This is a genomic window from Cryobacterium sp. TMT2-15-1, assembly GCF_004402345.1.
GTDB lineage: Bacteria > Actinomycetota > Actinomycetes > Actinomycetales > Microbacteriaceae > Cryobacterium > Cryobacterium sandaracinum.
Genome location: NZ_SOGD01000035.1, coordinates 1 through 15,040, shown reverse-complemented (window position 1 = coordinate 15,040; position 15,040 = coordinate 1). Strand labels below are relative to the sequence as shown.

The following is a 15,040-nucleotide window of genomic DNA, read 5'->3' as shown; positions in this document are numbered from 1 at the left end:
GGTTCAGGGGGCTAAAAGCACGCGAGAAGAGTTGACGGATGCCGCCGACGCGTCCCACAGACCGACCACCGCGCTCGCAAGTTCGGTTTCCAGCCCAGCGAGGGCACGCACGACAAAAATGACCGCCGCGGCATCCGTGCCTGCCTTCGCAAAGCCCTGGCCGACCGCGCGGGTCCAGATTTCGGCGGCGGCCTTCGCGGCGGCGTAGTTCGCGCCGCCCGGGGCCGGCTTGTCGACCGACACCGACGACACGATCGCCAGACGCCCGGCCGAAGACGCCAGCAGGTCGTCGTTGAACGCGCGGGTGGTGTTGCGCAGTGTGGCGACGACGTGCGCGTGCAGGAAATCCCAGTCCCCGTCGGACTGGCCGGCCAGTCCACCGCCGCCGCGCCAGCCGCCGACCAGGTGGATCAGGCCGTCGATCGGACCGTGCTCGCCGTGCACGGCGTCGGCCAGGGCCGTGACCTGGGCGAAGTCGCCGAGGTCGCAGACGTAGGTTGCGGCACCGGGAACCTCGGCGCGGAAGCTGTGCAGGCGCTCGGCGTTGGTGCCGACCGCGATCACGTGCGCGCCGGCATCCGTCAGCGCGGTGGCCACGGCGCGGCCGGCCGCGCTGGTCGCACCGGCGATGAGAACGGTGCGACCAGCGACGGTCCTGCCTGCGGTATCAGTCACGCCCGGTGAGCCCGGCCGTCGACTCGATCACGGGCTTCATCTTCTTGTCGAGCGCCTCGAAGAACATCGACAGCGGGAACTCGTCGTCCAGGACGAGGTCGGTGTAGCCCTTCGGTGCGCCGGCAAGCACGTCCAGCGGCAGGCCGCGAGCCCACTGCGACGCCGGGTTCGGCGTGAGCGTCTCCGCGATCATGTCGTAGGCGGCCAGCCAGTGGGCCTTCTTCGGCCGGTCGATCGACGCCCAGTAGAGGTCGTCGATTCGCTTGCCCAGCGCGATGACCACGTCGGGCACGGCTTCCCAGTCGAAGGTGAGCCGGGTGTCGGTCCAGTGCAGCACGTGGTGCTGGTGCATCCATGCGAAGAGCAGCTGCCCGCCCAGCCCGTCGTAGTTGCGCACCCGGGTACCGCTGATCGAGAATCGGAAGATCCGGTCGAAGATCACGGCGTACTGCACGAGTTTCGCGTGCCGGCGTGCTTCCGGGCTGGCGTTCTCGTCGCGTTCGATCGTGACCGATTCGCGGAACGCGGTCAGGTCGCAGCGCAGTTCCTCCAGGGAGTAGAGGAAGAACGGCATCCGCTGCTTGATCATGAACGGGTCGAACGGAAGGTCGCCGCGCATGTGCGTGCGGTCGTGGATGAGGTCCCACATGACGAAGGTTTCCTCGGTCAGGTGCTGGTCGTCGAGCAGCGCCGCCGCATCGGCGGGCAGTTCGAGACGGGTGATCTCGGCGGCCGCGCGCACGACCCGGCGGAACCGGGCAGCTTCGCGGTCGGCGAAGATCGCACCCCAGGTAAAGGTGGGGATCTGCCGCATGGCGACGGTCTCGGGGAACAAAACGGCCGAGTTGGTGTCGTAGCCGGGCGTGAAATCGAGGAAGCGGATCGGCACGAACAGCTTGTTCGTGTACTCCTGCTCGAGCTCGTCGATGAATTCCGGCCAGATCACCTCGATCAGCACGGCCTCGACGAAGCGGTTCGCGCTGCCGTTCTGCGTGTACATCGGGAACACGACCAGGTGACGGATGCCGTCGGCCCGCTGCTGCTGCGGCTGGAACGCCATCAGGGAGTCGAAGAAGTCTGGCACGCCGAAGCCCTCGGTGCTCCAGCGGGTGAAGTCCCGGTTGACGGCCGCGAGGTAGGCGGCGTCGTGCGGGAACAGCGGGGCGAGCTCATCGATAGCGGCGGCGATCACGTCGACGTGCGCCGCGGCATCCGCGTGGACGGCGGCGACGGGGATGGAGCCGTCCTGCGCCTGGCTGGCCTGCAGCGCGGTGGCCGCGGACTTGAGCCGGAGCCAGGCCGGGCTTGTGGCCGGGTCGGCGGCGGCGACGGCGTCCTCGAGAACCTCGGGCTCACCGACCAGTGCAGCGTGTGCAACGTAATTCGACATGGGAACCTCCGTCCTTCGTGAGTGCCGCGGTCGCGGCGGGGTCGTACGTGGTGGTGCTGGGTGGTGCCGGTGGTGCCATTCGGCGCCACGATCCAGAGTAGCGGGAGGGTGCGGGCGTTTTCTTGCCATATCTCGCAACGAATCGCCGTGTTCCGGCCCTCCGGTCGTCGAAACCCCCCGTTCCCGTTGAGAGTAAGCGTTGTTCCGGTCACTCTCCGAGAATCGCCCATTGTGCCGCGTGCCCCCCTTCCGCCGGTGATTGTGAGCGCATACGGCGCTTTCGGTCTCAGCGGCGCGAGAGGGCGGTGCGCGAGCGCCAGCTGGCGCGACCACCGGATGGCTCGACCGCGGGGGGTGGCCTGCGCTATCGTCGAGGCGACCATGCAGCAACCATGCAGCGAGGAGCGCCGCCGATGAGCTTTGACGAGGTGATCTCGGCGGTCGTGCGGGTCGTCGAGGCGGCCGGTGCAGCCATCATGGTGCTCGGCGGAGCGGCCGCGATGATCGCTGCGGTGCCGACCGCGCTGCGGGCCGACACCCGGCAGCGGGCCTATGAGAAGTTGCGCCGCAATCTGGGCCGGGCCATCCTGCTCGGGCTCGAAGTACTGATCATCGCGGATATCATCCGAACGATTCTGGTGGATCCGACCCCGCAGAGCGTGCTGGTGCTCGGCGCGATCGTGGTCATCCGGGTGCTGCTCAGCTTCTCGCTTGAGGTGGAGATGGACGGCATCTGGCCCTGGTCCCGCTGGCGCCTCGCCACGAACAGGGGCGGTACGCCGAACCTCGAGTAGCGCTCGAAACGACACGTTCGAGGGTGGGCCGCCGCGCACCTCTCAAACCTGACGGTTCACCGAACGGCGTCAGACGCTTCGGGGGCATCGGCAGTCGACTGGGCCGGCGGCGAGACGGCCCGCAACCGCCAAAGCGAGGTCACTTCCTTCGACCGCGCGGCGTGCAGGGGATCGGATGCGTCGGCGGCGCGGCCGTGCACGGGTTTGGCGTCCAGGCGGGCGACGACCTCGAGGCCCGCGTCCTCGATCAGGTCGAGGAGTTCGCCGCGGGAGCGCAACCCGAGGTGCTCGGCGATGTCGGAGAGCACGAGCCAGCCCTCCCCGGCCGCCTCGAGGTGGTCGGCCAGCCCGGCCAGGAAGCCCCGCAGCATCCGGCTGTCGGGGTCGTAGACGGCGAAGTCGGTGGCGGTGACGGCGGACGCGGGAATCCACGGCGGGTTGCAGACCACGAGGTCGGCGCGGCCGCCGGGGAACAGGTCGGCCTTGATGATCTCGACCGCACCGGCCAGCCCGAGCCGCCCGATGTTCGCGCGCGCGCAGGCCAGCGCCCGTGGCTCCTGGTCGGTGCCGACCACGTGACGGATGCCGCGCCGCGCCAGCACCGCAGCGAGCACCCCGGTGCCCGTGCCGATGTCGAACGCGGTGGCGGCCCCGGCGATCGAGCCGGCCTCAGCCGCAGAACCTCCGGCCCACGCTGCCGGCAGCGGGGCCGTGTTCACCAGGTCGAGGTATTCGCCGCGCACGGGCGAGAACACCCCGTAGTGCGGGTGGATGCGGGCGCCGAGCGCGGGCACGTCGACGCCGGTCGTGCGCCACTCGTGCGCCCCGATGACGCCGAGGAGCTCGCGCAGGGCGGTGACCGAGGCATCCGTCGCCGGGCCGTAGGTCTCGGTGCAGGCGCGCCGCACGTCGGGCGCGCGGCGGAGCGGAACGGTGTAGTCGGCGTCGAGCGGCACGAGCACCAGACCGAGCAGCCGGGAGCGGCGCAGCGCCTCGGAGCGGTAGTGCCGGAAAGCGGCGGCCAGGTCGGTGGCGGGCGCGTGCCGGGCGTGGTCGATGCGGCGGGCGAGGGCGCTGAGCAACTGGCGGGCGCCCAGGAAGTCTCCGCGCCAGAGCATGCCGGTGCCGGCCTTCGCGTGCCGGTAGGCGGCATCCGCGGTCATTGTGTCGTCGGCGATGACGACGCGTTCCGGCGGCGCCCAACCGCTCTCCGAGTGCCAGAGGGCCGACCGGGTCCGCCCGGCCTCCGCCCAGGTGATGCGGGCGGGCGCGGTCGCCGTGTTCGTGCTGGTCATGGGTACCATCCTTGCGCGGGTGGGGTGGGGTGGGCGCGCCGGGGCCGGCGGGAGAGCGTGGGGTGCCGCCCGATCAGCGCAACGCGGGCATGACCTCGCGTTCGAAGAGTTCCAGACCCGAGCGGTCGTAGGCGGCCTCCGGGAAGTAGTGGATGGCGTAGCCGAGGCCGCGTGCCTTCATGCCGTTCAGGCGCTCGACGACCTGTTCCGGCGTGCCGACGCCCTGCGCCTCGCCGCTGCGATACTCGGCCATGAATGCCGCCGCGCCCTCCGATCCGAGGTAGGGGGTGACCCGGGCCTCGATGGCGTCGAGACGGTCGGCGACCTCGGCCTCCGTCGCCGCGATCACGGTGTTGTAGTTCGCCGAGCGGGTGATCGCGCCGAAATCGGTGCCTTCCGCCATGCAGTGCGCCTCGAGCAGCTCGCTCTTGTGCGAGAAACCCTCGGGGGAGCCGTCGAAGTTCGTGTAGTTCGCGTACTTCGCCGCGATCTTGAGGGTGACCTTCTCGCCGCCGCCGGCGATCCAGACCGGGATGCCTCCGTCCTGCAGCGGTAGCGGCCGCACGATGGCGCCGTCCACCTGGTAGTGCTGCCCGTCGAGGGTGGCCTTTCCGGTGGCCCAGGCCTGGCGCATGATCTGCACGCCCTCGTCGAGGCGTGCGAGGCGCTCGCCGGCACGCGGGAAGCCATAGCCGTAAGCACGCCATTCGTGCTCGTACCAGCCGGCGCCGATGCCCATTTCGACGCGTCCGCCGGAGATGATGTCGATGGTCGAGGCGACCTTCGCGAGGTAGGCCGGGTTGCGGTAGCTGATGCAGGTGCACATCTGGCCGAGGCGCACCCGCGTCGTGGTGGCGGCGAACGCGCTCATCAGCGTCCAGGCTTCGTGGGTGGCCTCCTCGCTCGGCACCGGCACGGTGTGGAAGTGGTCGTACACCCAGATCGACTCCCACTCGCCGGCGTCGGCGTGCGCGGCGAGGCCGCTCATGGTCGCCCACTGTTCGACGGGATCGATGTCGACCAGGTCGTGACGCCAGCCTTGAGGTATGAAGAGTCCGAATCGCATGGTTTCGAGCCTACGCGGGGGCAGCGGATGCTGCGTCCTGCGCCCTGCAGTTGCAGCTGGTGCCCGGGACCGGGAAGATCAACACCATGAAGTTCGTTCTGGCCCCCGACTCGTTCAAGGAATCCATGTCGGCCGCCGAGGCCGCCACGGCCCTGGAGCGCGGCATCCGTTCCGTCTTCCCCGGCGCCGAGTGCGTGCGGGTGCCGATGGCCGACGGCGGCGAGGGCACCGTGAACGCGATGGTTGCCGCCTGTGGCGGAGAGATCGTGGAGACCGAGGTTCAGGATGCCCGCGGACGCCCGGTGCGGGCCGCCTACGGCTATGTGGCCGCCGAGCAGCTGGCGATCATCGAGGTTGCGGCGGCGGCCGGCATCCATCTCGTCGCCGCAGCCGACCGGGACGCGCGCACCGCCAGCACGTTCGGCGTCGGGCAGCTCATCACCGACGCGCTGGACCGCGGTGCGAGCCGGTTCGTGATCGGGCTGGGTGGCTCGGTGACCAACGACGGAGGGGCTGGCATGCTCCACGCCCTTGGCGCTCGTCTGTTCGATTCCGCCGAACGTGACCTGGACTGCGGGGGAGCGGCGCTTGCGCGGCTCTGCCGGATCGACCTGGAAGGATTCGACCCGCGGGCGCGGTCCGCGTCGTTCGAGATCGCGAGCGATGTCGCCAATCCGCTGCTCGGTCCGGGGGGCGCCACCGCCGTCTTCGGCCCGCAGAAAGGCGCCGATCCGCAGGCCGTGCGGGACCTCGAGGAGGCCCTCACGGTCTTCGCGCGGGTGCTGACCGCGGATTCCGGGCGTTCCGTGGCGGAGCTGCCCGGCGCCGGCGCGGCCGGCGGGCTCGGCGCGGCCTTCCTCGCCTGCTTCGACTCCCGCATGCGGCGCGGCGTCGAGGTGGTCATGGAGGCCGCTCTCCTCGAGCGTCGCCTGAGCGGGGCCGACTTCGTTTTCACCGGTGAGGGCAGCATCGACGGGCAGACCCTGCACGGCAAGACCCCGCTCGGCGTGGCCGAGGCTGCCGCGCGCAACGGTGTGCCCGTGATCGCGTTCGCGGGCCGGGTCGGGCCCGGGTCCGAGGTGCTCTATGACCAGGGCTTCGCCGCGCTGGTACCGATCGTTCAGGAGGTCAGCGACCTCCCGCAGGCACTGACGGATGGCCCGGCGAACCTCGAACGGGCCGCCGCCACGGTGTGCCGTGTCCTTGCCCTCGGGCTGTCGGCCGGGGCGGCCCGCGGGGCGCAGACAAGCTAGGCGAGGGGCGCCGGAACGTCACGACCGGCTCGAGACCACACGCCCGAGATCACGCGCCCGAGATCGTCAGGTACCGCCCTCATTCGCGAGGGTGAGGGCGGCCGCCAGCGCGGTGACGGAGTCGAGGTAGCGGCCGCCGAACGGCACGGAACGCCCCCGGGCGTCGAAACGGTAGACCAACGGCTGTCCGGTGGGCAGGTTCAGGTCGCGGATCTGCCCGTCGGACAGGCCGTCGATCACCGCGCACAGAGCCCGCAGGGAGTTGCCGTGGGCCACCACGAGCACGGTCTCGCCGCGGGCGAGAAGCGGGTCGACGCGCTCGGTGAGGAAGGCATCCACTCGGGTGATGACGTCGCTGAGCGCCTCGGTGCGGGTCAGTGCGGCCGTCGGCAGCGCGCGGAACAGGGCGGTGCCGGCGAACTCGTCGTAGAGCAGGTCGCCCATGGCGGGCGGGGCCTCGGCGACCGAGCGGCGCCAGGCCACGAACTGTTCCTCGCCGAACTCGGCGCGCACATCGTCTTTGGAACGGCCGGTCAGCGCGCCGTAATTGCGTTCGTTCAATCGCCAATCGGCGTCGCAGCCGACCGGCGGGCGGGCCAGACCGGCGGCGACGATCGCGGCGGTCTGCCGGGCGCGCGCCAGGGTCGAGGTGAACAGGGTGACAGGTGCTGCGAGGTGGGGCAGCGCGTCGACCCGCGGCACGTCGAGGGGCAGTGCCGCGTTCAGCAGGGCGGTGGCCCCAGAGGCTTCGCGGATTCCCTGCTCCGACAGCGGCGCATCCAGTACGCCCGTGAACAGCCCGGCGGCGTTCGCGGTGCTCTCGCCGTGCCGCAGCACGATCAACACCCCCGCTTCACGCACGGCAACCAGCCCTGTTCGATCTCGCCTGCGCGGCGACGGATGCCGCAGCCCGGGAGTCACGGCGTCGTCCGCCGACACCCCTCAGATTACAGTCCCGCCGCCGGTGAAACCCAGCCGCGCGTGCGCTCAATGTGTCTCTGCGGCGGCGCCAAGGGGGCAGATTGGGCGCACGCGCGGCAGTGGGACGGCCTAGAAGCCGAAGTCGCCGCCGAAGTCACCGCCGGAACCCGCGTCGCCGCCGGAACCCGCGTCGCCGCCGGAATCAGCGCCCGAGTCGCCCGAGGCATCCGCGCCGCCGGAGTCCATGGGCAGGAAGGCGCTCATCAGCGTCGACGCGATGACGTAGCCCGCCACGGTGCCGAGCAGGGAGCTGCCGACCATGCTGCCGAAGCTCGGCCCGCCCTGACCCTGCCCGCCCTGACCCTGGTTGCCGAAGGCGCGGGTGAGGGTGCCGGGCTGGCGCAGCTCCGACCGGGTGGCCGCCTGGGCCAGTGTTGCCGGTTCGGCGTTCGCCGGGCGCTCGCTGGCGTCGGCGTTCTCGCTTAGCTGGCGGAACAGCAGGTCGCGTTGCTCATCGTTCAGTTTGCTGAAGGCCTCCGCGTGCACCTGCTCGATCGTCTCGGGCGGTGCCGTGCGCAGTAGGTACTGATAGCGATCGACGGCGATCTCGTCGTCGGTGCGCTGCGGTGCGGCCGCGCGTCGCTGCTGTTCCGGCTGCTGGGGCTCGGTTCCGAAGAGGCGGTCGAAGAATCCCATGGTGTGCTCCTCTGGCTCGGTGGTCTGGGGCGTTGGTCCTTACGATTCCACCCGTCGCTGGGTAGGTGCTGGAACCGTGCGCTCAGCGCTGCCGCGCGGCCGCCACGATCACGGCGATGCGGCCCGGAACCGAGTCGTCCTGGAGCGCAGTCACGTCGCCGAGCGCACGACCGGCCACGATATCGCCGAGGAGGCGGCGCATGATCTTGCCCGAGCGGGTCTTGGGCAGGTCAGGCACAACGAACACCTCCTGCGGCCGGGCGACGACCCCGATGGCCTGCGTGACGTGCGCGCGCAGCAGCGGCTCGAGGGTATCCCGGGCGGCCAGCCAGACCGCGGGGTCGCCCAGGTTGCCGCACTCGCCGGAACCGCTGGTGGGGTGCGGTGCCGCGGCCGGGATCACGAAGGCCGCGATGGCCTCGCCCGTTCTCGCATCCGTCACGCCGACGACGCCGGCCTCGCCGACCAGCGGATGTGCGACGAGCGCCGACTCAATCTCGATCGTCGACAAGCGGTGCCCGGACACGTTGATGACGTCGTCGACGCGGCCGAGGAGCCAGATGTCACCGTCGTCGTCGTATTTCGCGCCGTCGCCGCAGAAGAAGAAGCCCTGCTTCGCGAACCGGGCCCAGTAGGAGTCGCGGTAGCGCTCGGGGTCGCCCCAGACGGTGCGAGCCATGCCTGGCCAGGTGCCCTCGATCACGAGGTAGCCGCCGGAGCCGAACGGCACCGGCCGGCCGTGGTCGTCGACGATGTGGGTCGTCAGGCCCGGCAGGGCGCGCAGGGCTGATCCGGGCTTGAGCGTGCTGACGCCCGGTAGCGGCGCCATCACGGCGGCGCCGGTCTCAGACTGCCACCAGGTGTCCACAATGGGGGCGCTGCCGGCGCCGATGTTCTCGCGGAACCACACCCAGGCCTCCGGGTTGATGGCCTCGCCGACCGACCCGAGCAGACGGATGCTGGACAGGTCGAACTCGCTCGGCAGCCCCTCCGGGAACCACGTCATCAACGTGCGGATGAGTGTCGGCGCCGTGTAATAGGTGGTCACCCCGTAGCGCTCGATGATCTCGAGGTGCCGGCCCGGATGCGGGGTATTCGGCGTTCCCTCGTAGATCACCGAGGTGGTGCCGTTGGAGAGCGGCCCGTAGTGCACATAGCTGTGAGCGGTGACCCAGGCCAGGTCGGCCGTGCACCAGTGCACGTCGTCGTCCTTGACGTCGAAGACGGCCCAGTGGCTCCAGGAGGTGTGCGTGAGGTACCCGCCGCTGGTGTGCACGAGCCCCTTCGGAGTACCCGTCGTGCCCGACGTGTAGATGATGAACAGCGGGGTCTCCGCGTCGAAGTACGCGGGTTCGTGCACGGGGGAGGCGAGGTCGACGCTGTCGTGCCACCAGACATCCCGGCCCGGCGTGAAGGGGATGTCGGGGGTCAGGTCGCCGGTGCGGCGCACCACGAGCACGTGCTCGATCGAGTCCACGCCCGCGACGGCCTCGTCGGCCGCGGCCTTGACCGGCACGGCCTGACCCCGGCGGAACTGGCCGTCGGTGGTCACGAGCAGCTTCGCGCCGGTGTCCTCGATCCGGAACCGCAGCGCCTCGGCAGAGAAGCCGCCGAAGACGAGCGAGTGCACGGCGCCGAGGCGCGCGATGGCGAGGGTGATGATGATGGTTTCGAGGATCACCGGCAGGTAGAGCACGACCCGGTCGCCAGGCACGATGCCGAGGTCGGTAAGCGTGTTGGCGGCGCGGTTCACCGCGCGTTCGAGTTCGGCATAGGTGATCGTTCGGCGGTCGCCGGGCTCTCCCTCGAAGTGGAAGGCGACCTTGTCGCCTTTGCCGGCGGCCACGTGCCGGTCGACGCAGTTGACGGCCACGTTGAGCTTGCCGCCCGCGAACCACTCGGCGCGGGGAATGGAGAGCACGCCGTCGGCGTCCGCCCTGGCCGGCTGCCAGGTGTGGTCGGTGTGCCACGGCTCGGCCCAGTCGAGGCGGTTGGCCTGCTCGGCCCAGAACGCGATTGGATCGGCGGCGGCCCGGTCCCACCAGGTGGCGTCGACGTTGGCCTGCGCCGCGAAGGCGGCCGGGGCCGGGTAGCGCCGGGTTTCGGTCAGGAGATTACGGATGGTGGCGCTCGCCGGATCGAGCGGGGCCGGCATCGGCGTCAGGCCCATTTGCGGTTCGCCCAGCGCTCGAAGAGGCCAACGGCGGCATCCGTCAGCTTGCCGAGGATGGCGAGCAGGATGATCGCGAGCAGGATGCGGTCGATGCGGCCGTTGTTCTGCGAGTCGATCAGCAGGAAGCCCAGCCCCATCGAGGAGGCGATCAGCTCGGCGGCCACGAGGAACAGCCAGGCCTGGGCCAGAGCCAGCCGCAGCCCGGAGACCACGGCGGGGATCACCGCGGGCAGCTGCACGGCCGTGAACAGTCGCACCCCGTGCAGGCCGAACGCGCGGCCCGCCTCCACGAGCTGACGGTCGACGTGCCGCAGCGCCGCCGACACGGTCGTGTAAACGGGGAAGAAGGCGCCGATGGCGATCAGGGTGAGCTTGGACTCCTCGCCGATCTTCAGCCAGAGGATGAGCAGGGGAACCCAGGCGAGCGACGGCACCGCCCGGATGGCGCCGAGGGTAGGGGCGAACAGTGCATCGGCGGCCCGGGACAGACCGACCAGGGCTCCCAGGGCGATGCCCAGGGCCGCGCCGACGGCGAAACCGATGAGCACCCGCTGGGTGGAGATCGCCGCGTATTGGCCGAGCAGCCCGCTCGCGAACAGGTCGACGCCCGCCTGCCAGACCATCACGGGGGAGGGCAGTTGGGCCATCGTGAACACGCCGAGCGCGGTGGTGAGCTGCCAGGCCGCGAGGATCAGGACCGGCAAGACCGCTCCGCCGCCGAGGGCGATCCAGCCGCGCGAGGCGAGCGGCCGGCGCGGCGCACGCGCCGTACCGGCGGCGGTGGCGGATGCAGCGGATGCAGCGGATGCAGCGGCAGCGGCGGTGGCGTCGGGCACGGTCCGGGCCGACGTGCGGGGCAGCGTGCGGGGCACAGTCTCGGTCATGGTCGCGTCCTCTCGGTGGGTGGTGCTGGTGGTGCGGGTGTCCGGGGCGGTTGCCCGCCCCGGACGGCGCTACGGTGTTTCCTGACTACTCCGTGACGACCGACGGGTCGGCCTTCGTGGCGAAGCTGTCATTGACGATCGTGTCGAGGGCGTCGTCGATCTGGCTCTGCGCTGCCACGTCACCGGCGGCGACGAAGGTCGGGCCGATCTTTTTCAGCACCGTGAGCTGGGCCTTGCCGGGCACGTTGTCCACGTCGAGGTTGGAGCGCTCGGTGATCACCGTGGTGGCCACGGCGAGGTCGAGGCCCGAGACGCCGGCCAGGATCTCGGCGGTCTGGTTGGGGTTTTCCAGCGCCCAGGTGCGGGCGTGCTCGTAGACGTCGACGACGGTCTGGGCCACATCGGGCTTCTCGGTCAGAAAGCTTTCGGTGGCGTTGAGGAACCCGTAGCTGTTGAAGTCGACGTTGCGGTAGAGCAGCTCCGCGCCGGCAGCCTCGGCACCGGCCATGATCGGGTCGAGTCCGGCCCAGGCGTCGACCGAGCCGTTCTGGAGGGCAGCCCAGCCGTCGGCGTGCTGCAGGTTCTGCACGGTCACGTCCTCGAGGGTGAGCCCGGCCTCCTCCAGGGACTGGAGCAGGAAGAAGTAGGGGTCGGTGCCCTTGGTCGCGGCGATCTGCTTGCCCTTGAGATCGGCGACGTCGGTGATCGCGGAGTCGCCGGGAACGACGAGGGCCGCCCACTCGGGCTGCGAGAAGATGTCGATGACCTGGATCGGCGAGCCGTTCGAGCGGAACAGCAGCGCGGCCGAGCCGGCGGTGGAACCCACGTCGATGGCATTGGCGCGCAGTGCCTCGTTGGCCTTGTTGGAGCCGGCCGACTGCACCCAGTTCACGGTGATGTCCTGGTCGCTGAGGGCATCCTCGAGCCAACCCTGGTCCTTGATCACCAGGCTGAGCGGGTTGTAGGTGGCGAAGTCGATGTTGAGGGTGCCGCCGGTGGTGACGGTGGTCTCACCCGCTGCGGCGGCCTCGGCCGGCTTGGCGACCGGCTGGTTTTCACCCGCGACGCAGCCGGTGAGCAGCAGGGCGGCGGCGGTTGCGACGGCAAGGAGCGCGATTCGTGTGGTGGAGCGGTGCTGTGTCATCGGGATCTCTCAGTTGATTGGGCAGCGGATGCGGCGCCCGGAGTGGGGTAGCGGTGGTGAAAGCAGTGCGGCGGTGCAGTGGTGAGGCAGAAAAGTCAGTAGGGGAAGGCCGGGATGGTAGAGGTCGCGGCGAGCCCGCGTGCCTCGCCGTGGCGGTCGATGCCGAGCCCGGCGAGCAGTCGTCCGCGCAGTTCGGCGAGTTCCGCCGAGCCGCGGTCGCGGGGGCGGGCCCCGGGAACGGTGAGTTCCTGCACGATGGTCGCGCCGGCGCGGGTGTCGTTGCCGGACCGGCCGAGCAGGATGATCCGGTCGGCCAATTGCAGCGCCTCGTCGACGTCGTGCGTGACCAGGAGGACCGTCGTCGGCGCCTGGGCGTGCACGTCGAGCAGAAGGTCCTGCATCTTCAGGCGGGTGAGCGCGTCGAGAGCACCGAACGGTTCGTCGAGCAGTAGAACGCCCGGGTTGCGGGCCAACGCCCGGGCGAGGGAGGCACGCTGAGCCATCCCACCGGAGATGGCCTGGGGGCGGTGGCCGGCGAACGCGGCCAGACCGACCAGCTCGATCAGCTCGGCGACGCGGGCGCGGGCGGCGGCCCGCGGGGTGCCGCGGGGCAGTCCCAGTGCGACGTTCTCGGTGACGGTGCGCCAGGGCAGCAGGCGCGGCTCCTGAAATCCGACCGCGCAGCGTGGGTCGATGCCGGCGACGGGCGAGCCGTCGATTCTCACCTGGCCGGTGGTCGGGGAGTCGAGGCCGCCCGCGATGCGGAGCAAAGTGGACTTGCCGCATCCGCTCGTGCCCAGGATCGCCAGCACCTCGCCGGGCCCCACCGTGAGGGAAACGTCGCGGAGCACCGGGGGTAGGGCGGTGGCCCCGCGGGTCGTGGCGGGGGCGAACGTGCGGCCGATCGCCTCGAACTCGACCGTGAAGGCCGAGTTTCCGGTCGTGGTCGTGGTCGTGGTTCTGGCCATGGTTCTGGACGCCGCGCCGCGCACGGACGCCGGATCGGCGGACGTCTCGTGTGATGCGGCGCGGTGCGGCATGGGCGGCTTTCGGTCGCGGGAGGGGAAGAGTTGCTTGACGTTAGCCGAGGGCAGACGGATGCTGCTGGGCCGGCCGCAACCCGACGTAACACGCGGCGCTTCTTCTTGGGATGATGGGGCCATGACTCGAACCGTTTCCGGAGCCCGTGTGCTCATTACCGGTGCCGCCAGCGGCATGGGCCGCCTCTATGCCGAGCGGGCCGTCGCCGAGGGCGCGAAGGCCGTGATCCTCTGGGACCGGGACGCCGGGGCGCTGACCCGTGTGGTCGGCATCCTCGGCGATCGGGCCGGCGAGGGCACGCTCATTGTCCCGTATGTCGTGGACATCGCCGACCTCGGCGCGATCGCTCAGACCGCCCAGCGGGTGCGCACGGAGGTCGGCGACCCGGACATAGTGATCAACAATGCCGGCATCGTGCGCGGAGCCTTCTTCTGGGAGCACGACAACGGCGCGGACACGCGGCCGACCATGCAGATCAACGCGCTCGCCCCGATGTACATCGCCCGGGAGTTCCTTCCGGCGATGATGGCGAATCGCGGTCGTGCGTCGCGCATCGTGAACATCGCGTCGGCGGCCGGGATGCTCTCGAACCCCCGGATGAGCGTCTATGCGGCGTCGAAGGCGGCCCTGATCGGGTGGGGTGACTCGCTGCGTCTGGAGCTCAAGCAACAACGGTTCGGGCACGTCAAGGTCACGACCGTCTGCCCCAGCTACATTTCGACCGGGATGTTCGAGGGTGCCCGCGGTCCGCTGCTGACGCCCGTCATGACGCCGGAATATGTGGTCGAGCGGGTTTGGCGGGCGATGCTCGCGGGCAAGCCCATGCTCACCATGCCGTGGACGGTCGAGCTCTCAAAGGTTGTCCGCGGAGTGCTGCCTCAGCCCCTCTGGGACGTGGTGGCCGGCCGCGTCTTCGGCGTCTACGGCTCCATGGACGAGTTCACCGGCCGCCCCTGAATCGAGCCCCGGTGGTCGAGCCTGTCGAGACGCGGCGACCCGCCCTCCCGAGGTTCCCACGACGCTGGTCGAGCCTGTCAAGACCCGGGACGAGAGCCACGCCCTACAGCCCCACCCGCTTGCTCGGCAGTGCGATCAGTGTCTGTTCCGGGTCGTTCTCCACCGGTGGCCGGAGCCAGTATTGCGTTCCGGTACGGGTGATCTTCCAGTGCTGGTTGTGTAGCAGTATGTGGTGCGGGTGGCAGAGCAGTGTTCCGTCGGCGAGGTTGGTGTCTCCGCTGTCTGTGAGNCGCGCTGGTGCTCGGTGAAGAGTCGTTCGTCACGGCCGACGTTGATGATTTGGCCGATGTCGTCGAACTTGATGCCGCGGGTGCCGGTGTCGCAGAGCAACCGGTCGATGGTTTCCTGCGAGATGGGGACCGGGTTGCCTTCGATCTGCCCGTGAGCGGCGGGTTCGGCGGCACCCGGCTCGCCGGGTTCGGCTGTGAGGGCTTTCTCGGTCACGATCACGCGCACCGCCGGGCGGCGGCCGCCGAAGACCCGGCCGGGGTCGGCTTCGCCGGCGATCGTCAGCAGTTGCACGAGGGAGTCCGCGTTGATCTGCTCGGTGCTGCGCGGGTCGTCCTGCATTTTTTGGGCCCAGGCTGCGCGGTCCGGGTCGACGAACCGCACTCCGCCGCGGCGGGGGCTGGTGATGGAGTCGAAGGTGGAGAGCACGAACTCGCCGTCTTCGGGGGCGAAGAGCCCGTTC

At 70.3% G+C, this 15,040-nt stretch carries 14 protein-coding genes; 3 read left to right on the top strand and 11 right to left on the bottom strand.

What is annotated here, in order from left to right:
* Window positions 1-3: 3 nt before the first annotated feature.
* Both E3O62_RS09720 and E3O62_RS09715 read right to left on the bottom strand, forming a co-directional pair.
* Window positions 4-675, bottom strand: a complete 672-nt coding sequence (locus E3O62_RS09720) for an SDR family oxidoreductase (protein ID WP_134398360.1) — start codon at window positions 673-675, stop codon at window positions 4-6.
* Window positions 668-2,065: a DUF6421 family protein gene (locus tag E3O62_RS09715; protein WP_134398359.1), complete on the bottom strand. Its 1,398-nt coding sequence runs from the start codon at window positions 2,063-2,065 to the stop codon at window positions 668-670. The genes E3O62_RS09720 and E3O62_RS09715 overlap by 8 nt, the downstream gene beginning before the upstream one ends.
* Before the next feature lie 413 nt (window positions 2,066-2,478).
* Here E3O62_RS09715 and E3O62_RS09710 point away from each other — a divergent pair, with 413 nt between their 5' ends.
* Window positions 2,479-2,859 (top strand): DUF1622 domain-containing protein, encoded by a 381-nt coding sequence (locus E3O62_RS09710; protein WP_134393682.1) that lies wholly within the window; start codon window positions 2,479-2,481, stop codon window positions 2,857-2,859.
* 56 nt (window positions 2,860-2,915) lie between these two features.
* Here E3O62_RS09710 and E3O62_RS09705 read toward each other — a convergent pair whose 3' ends face one another.
* Window positions 2,916-4,154 carry a class I SAM-dependent methyltransferase gene (locus E3O62_RS09705; protein WP_134398358.1) on the bottom strand — a complete coding sequence of 413 codons (1,239 nt, stop codon included), beginning with the start codon at window positions 4,152-4,154 and terminating at the stop codon, window positions 2,916-2,918.
* Window positions 4,155-4,227: 73 nt separating this feature from the next.
* Complete coding sequence (locus E3O62_RS09700; RefSeq protein ID WP_104170709.1) at window positions 4,228-5,220, bottom strand: LLM class F420-dependent oxidoreductase; 993 nt, start codon at window positions 5,218-5,220, stop codon at window positions 4,228-4,230.
* Window positions 5,221-5,306: 86 nt separating this feature from the next.
* Here E3O62_RS09700 and E3O62_RS09695 point away from each other — a divergent pair, with 86 nt between their 5' ends.
* Window positions 5,307-6,473 carry a glycerate kinase gene (locus E3O62_RS09695; RefSeq protein ID WP_134393680.1) on the top strand — a complete coding sequence of 389 codons (1,167 nt, stop codon included), beginning with the start codon at window positions 5,307-5,309 and terminating at the stop codon, window positions 6,471-6,473.
* A 66-nt stretch (window positions 6,474-6,539) separates the two neighbouring features.
* Here the strand turns inward: E3O62_RS09695 and E3O62_RS09690 are convergent, their stop codons facing one another.
* The 6 genes from E3O62_RS09690 to E3O62_RS09665 form a co-directional block, all read right to left on the bottom strand.
* Window positions 6,540-7,412 (bottom strand): 2,3-diphosphoglycerate-dependent phosphoglycerate mutase, encoded by an 873-nt coding sequence (locus E3O62_RS09690; RefSeq protein WP_241973410.1) that lies wholly within the window; start codon window positions 7,410-7,412, stop codon window positions 6,540-6,542.
* A 111-nt stretch (window positions 7,413-7,523) separates the two neighbouring features.
* Window positions 7,524-8,090, bottom strand: a complete 567-nt coding sequence (locus tag E3O62_RS09685; RefSeq protein WP_134398357.1) for a hypothetical protein — start codon at window positions 8,088-8,090, stop codon at window positions 7,524-7,526.
* 82 nt (window positions 8,091-8,172) lie between these two features.
* Entirely contained in the window at window positions 8,173-10,260 is a 2,088-nt protein-coding gene (acs, locus tag E3O62_RS09680; protein ID WP_241973409.1) for an acetate--CoA ligase, read from the bottom strand.
* Entirely contained in the window at window positions 10,251-11,147 is an 897-nt protein-coding gene (locus E3O62_RS09675; protein WP_134398356.1) for an ABC transporter permease, read from the bottom strand. The genes acs and E3O62_RS09675 overlap by 10 nt, the downstream gene beginning before the upstream one ends.
* A gap of 85 nt (window positions 11,148-11,232) precedes the next feature.
* Window positions 11,233-12,291: an aliphatic sulfonate ABC transporter substrate-binding protein gene (locus E3O62_RS09670; RefSeq protein ID WP_134398355.1), complete on the bottom strand. Its 1,059-nt coding sequence runs from the start codon at window positions 12,289-12,291 to the stop codon at window positions 11,233-11,235.
* Window positions 12,292-12,386: 95 nt separating this feature from the next.
* The gene (locus E3O62_RS09665) at window positions 12,387-13,259 is read right to left on the bottom strand and encodes an ABC transporter ATP-binding protein (protein WP_198410559.1); all 873 of its coding nucleotides are present in this window, start codon (window positions 13,257-13,259) and stop codon (window positions 12,387-12,389) included.
* Between the two features lie 193 nt (window positions 13,260-13,452).
* Here E3O62_RS09665 and E3O62_RS09660 point away from each other — a divergent pair, with 193 nt between their 5' ends.
* Window positions 13,453-14,289 carry an SDR family NAD(P)-dependent oxidoreductase gene (locus E3O62_RS09660; protein ID WP_134398354.1) on the top strand — a complete coding sequence of 279 codons (837 nt, stop codon included), beginning with the start codon at window positions 13,453-13,455 and terminating at the stop codon, window positions 14,287-14,289.
* 135 nt (window positions 14,290-14,424) lie between these two features.
* Here E3O62_RS09660 and E3O62_RS09655 read toward each other — a convergent pair.
* The coding region (locus tag E3O62_RS09655; RefSeq protein WP_134398353.1) for a DUF222 domain-containing protein at window positions 14,425-15,040 on the bottom strand (616 nt) is incomplete at its 5' end.

What these genes read in the sequence shown, in the direction of transcription:
- E3O62_RS09705 (WP_134398358.1), bottom strand. Translation starts at nt 4,154, where the DNA reads ATGACCAGCACGAACACGGCGACCGCGCCCGCCCGCATCACCTGGGCG.
- E3O62_RS09710 (WP_134393682.1), top strand. Translation starts at nt 2,479, where the DNA reads ATGAGCTTTGACGAGGTGATCTCGGCGGTCGTGCGGGTCGTCGAGGCG.
- E3O62_RS09675 (WP_134398356.1), bottom strand. Translation starts at nt 11,147, where the DNA reads ATGACCGAGACTGTGCCCCGCACGCTGCCCCGCACGTCGGCCCGGACC.
- E3O62_RS09665 (WP_198410559.1), bottom strand. Translation starts at nt 13,259, where the DNA reads ATGGCCAGAACCACGACCACGACCACGACCGGAAACTCGGCCTTCACG.
- E3O62_RS09685 (WP_134398357.1), bottom strand. Translation starts at nt 8,090, where the DNA reads ATGGGATTCTTCGACCGCCTCTTCGGAACCGAGCCCCAGCAGCCGGAA.
- acs (WP_241973409.1), bottom strand. Translation starts at nt 10,260, where the DNA reads ATGGGCCTGACGCCGATGCCGGCCCCGCTCGATCCGGCGAGCGCCACC.
- E3O62_RS09670 (WP_134398355.1), bottom strand. Translation starts at nt 12,291, where the DNA reads ATGACACAGCACCGCTCCACCACACGAATCGCGCTCCTTGCCGTCGCA.
- E3O62_RS09695 (WP_134393680.1), top strand. Translation starts at nt 5,307, where the DNA reads ATGAAGTTCGTTCTGGCCCCCGACTCGTTCAAGGAATCCATGTCGGCC.
- E3O62_RS09700 (WP_104170709.1), bottom strand. Translation starts at nt 5,220, where the DNA reads ATGCGATTCGGACTCTTCATACCTCAAGGCTGGCGTCACGACCTGGTC.
- E3O62_RS09715 (WP_134398359.1), bottom strand. Translation starts at nt 2,065, where the DNA reads ATGTCGAATTACGTTGCACACGCTGCACTGGTCGGTGAGCCCGAGGTT.
- E3O62_RS09660 (WP_134398354.1), top strand. Translation starts at nt 13,453, where the DNA reads ATGACTCGAACCGTTTCCGGAGCCCGTGTGCTCATTACCGGTGCCGCC.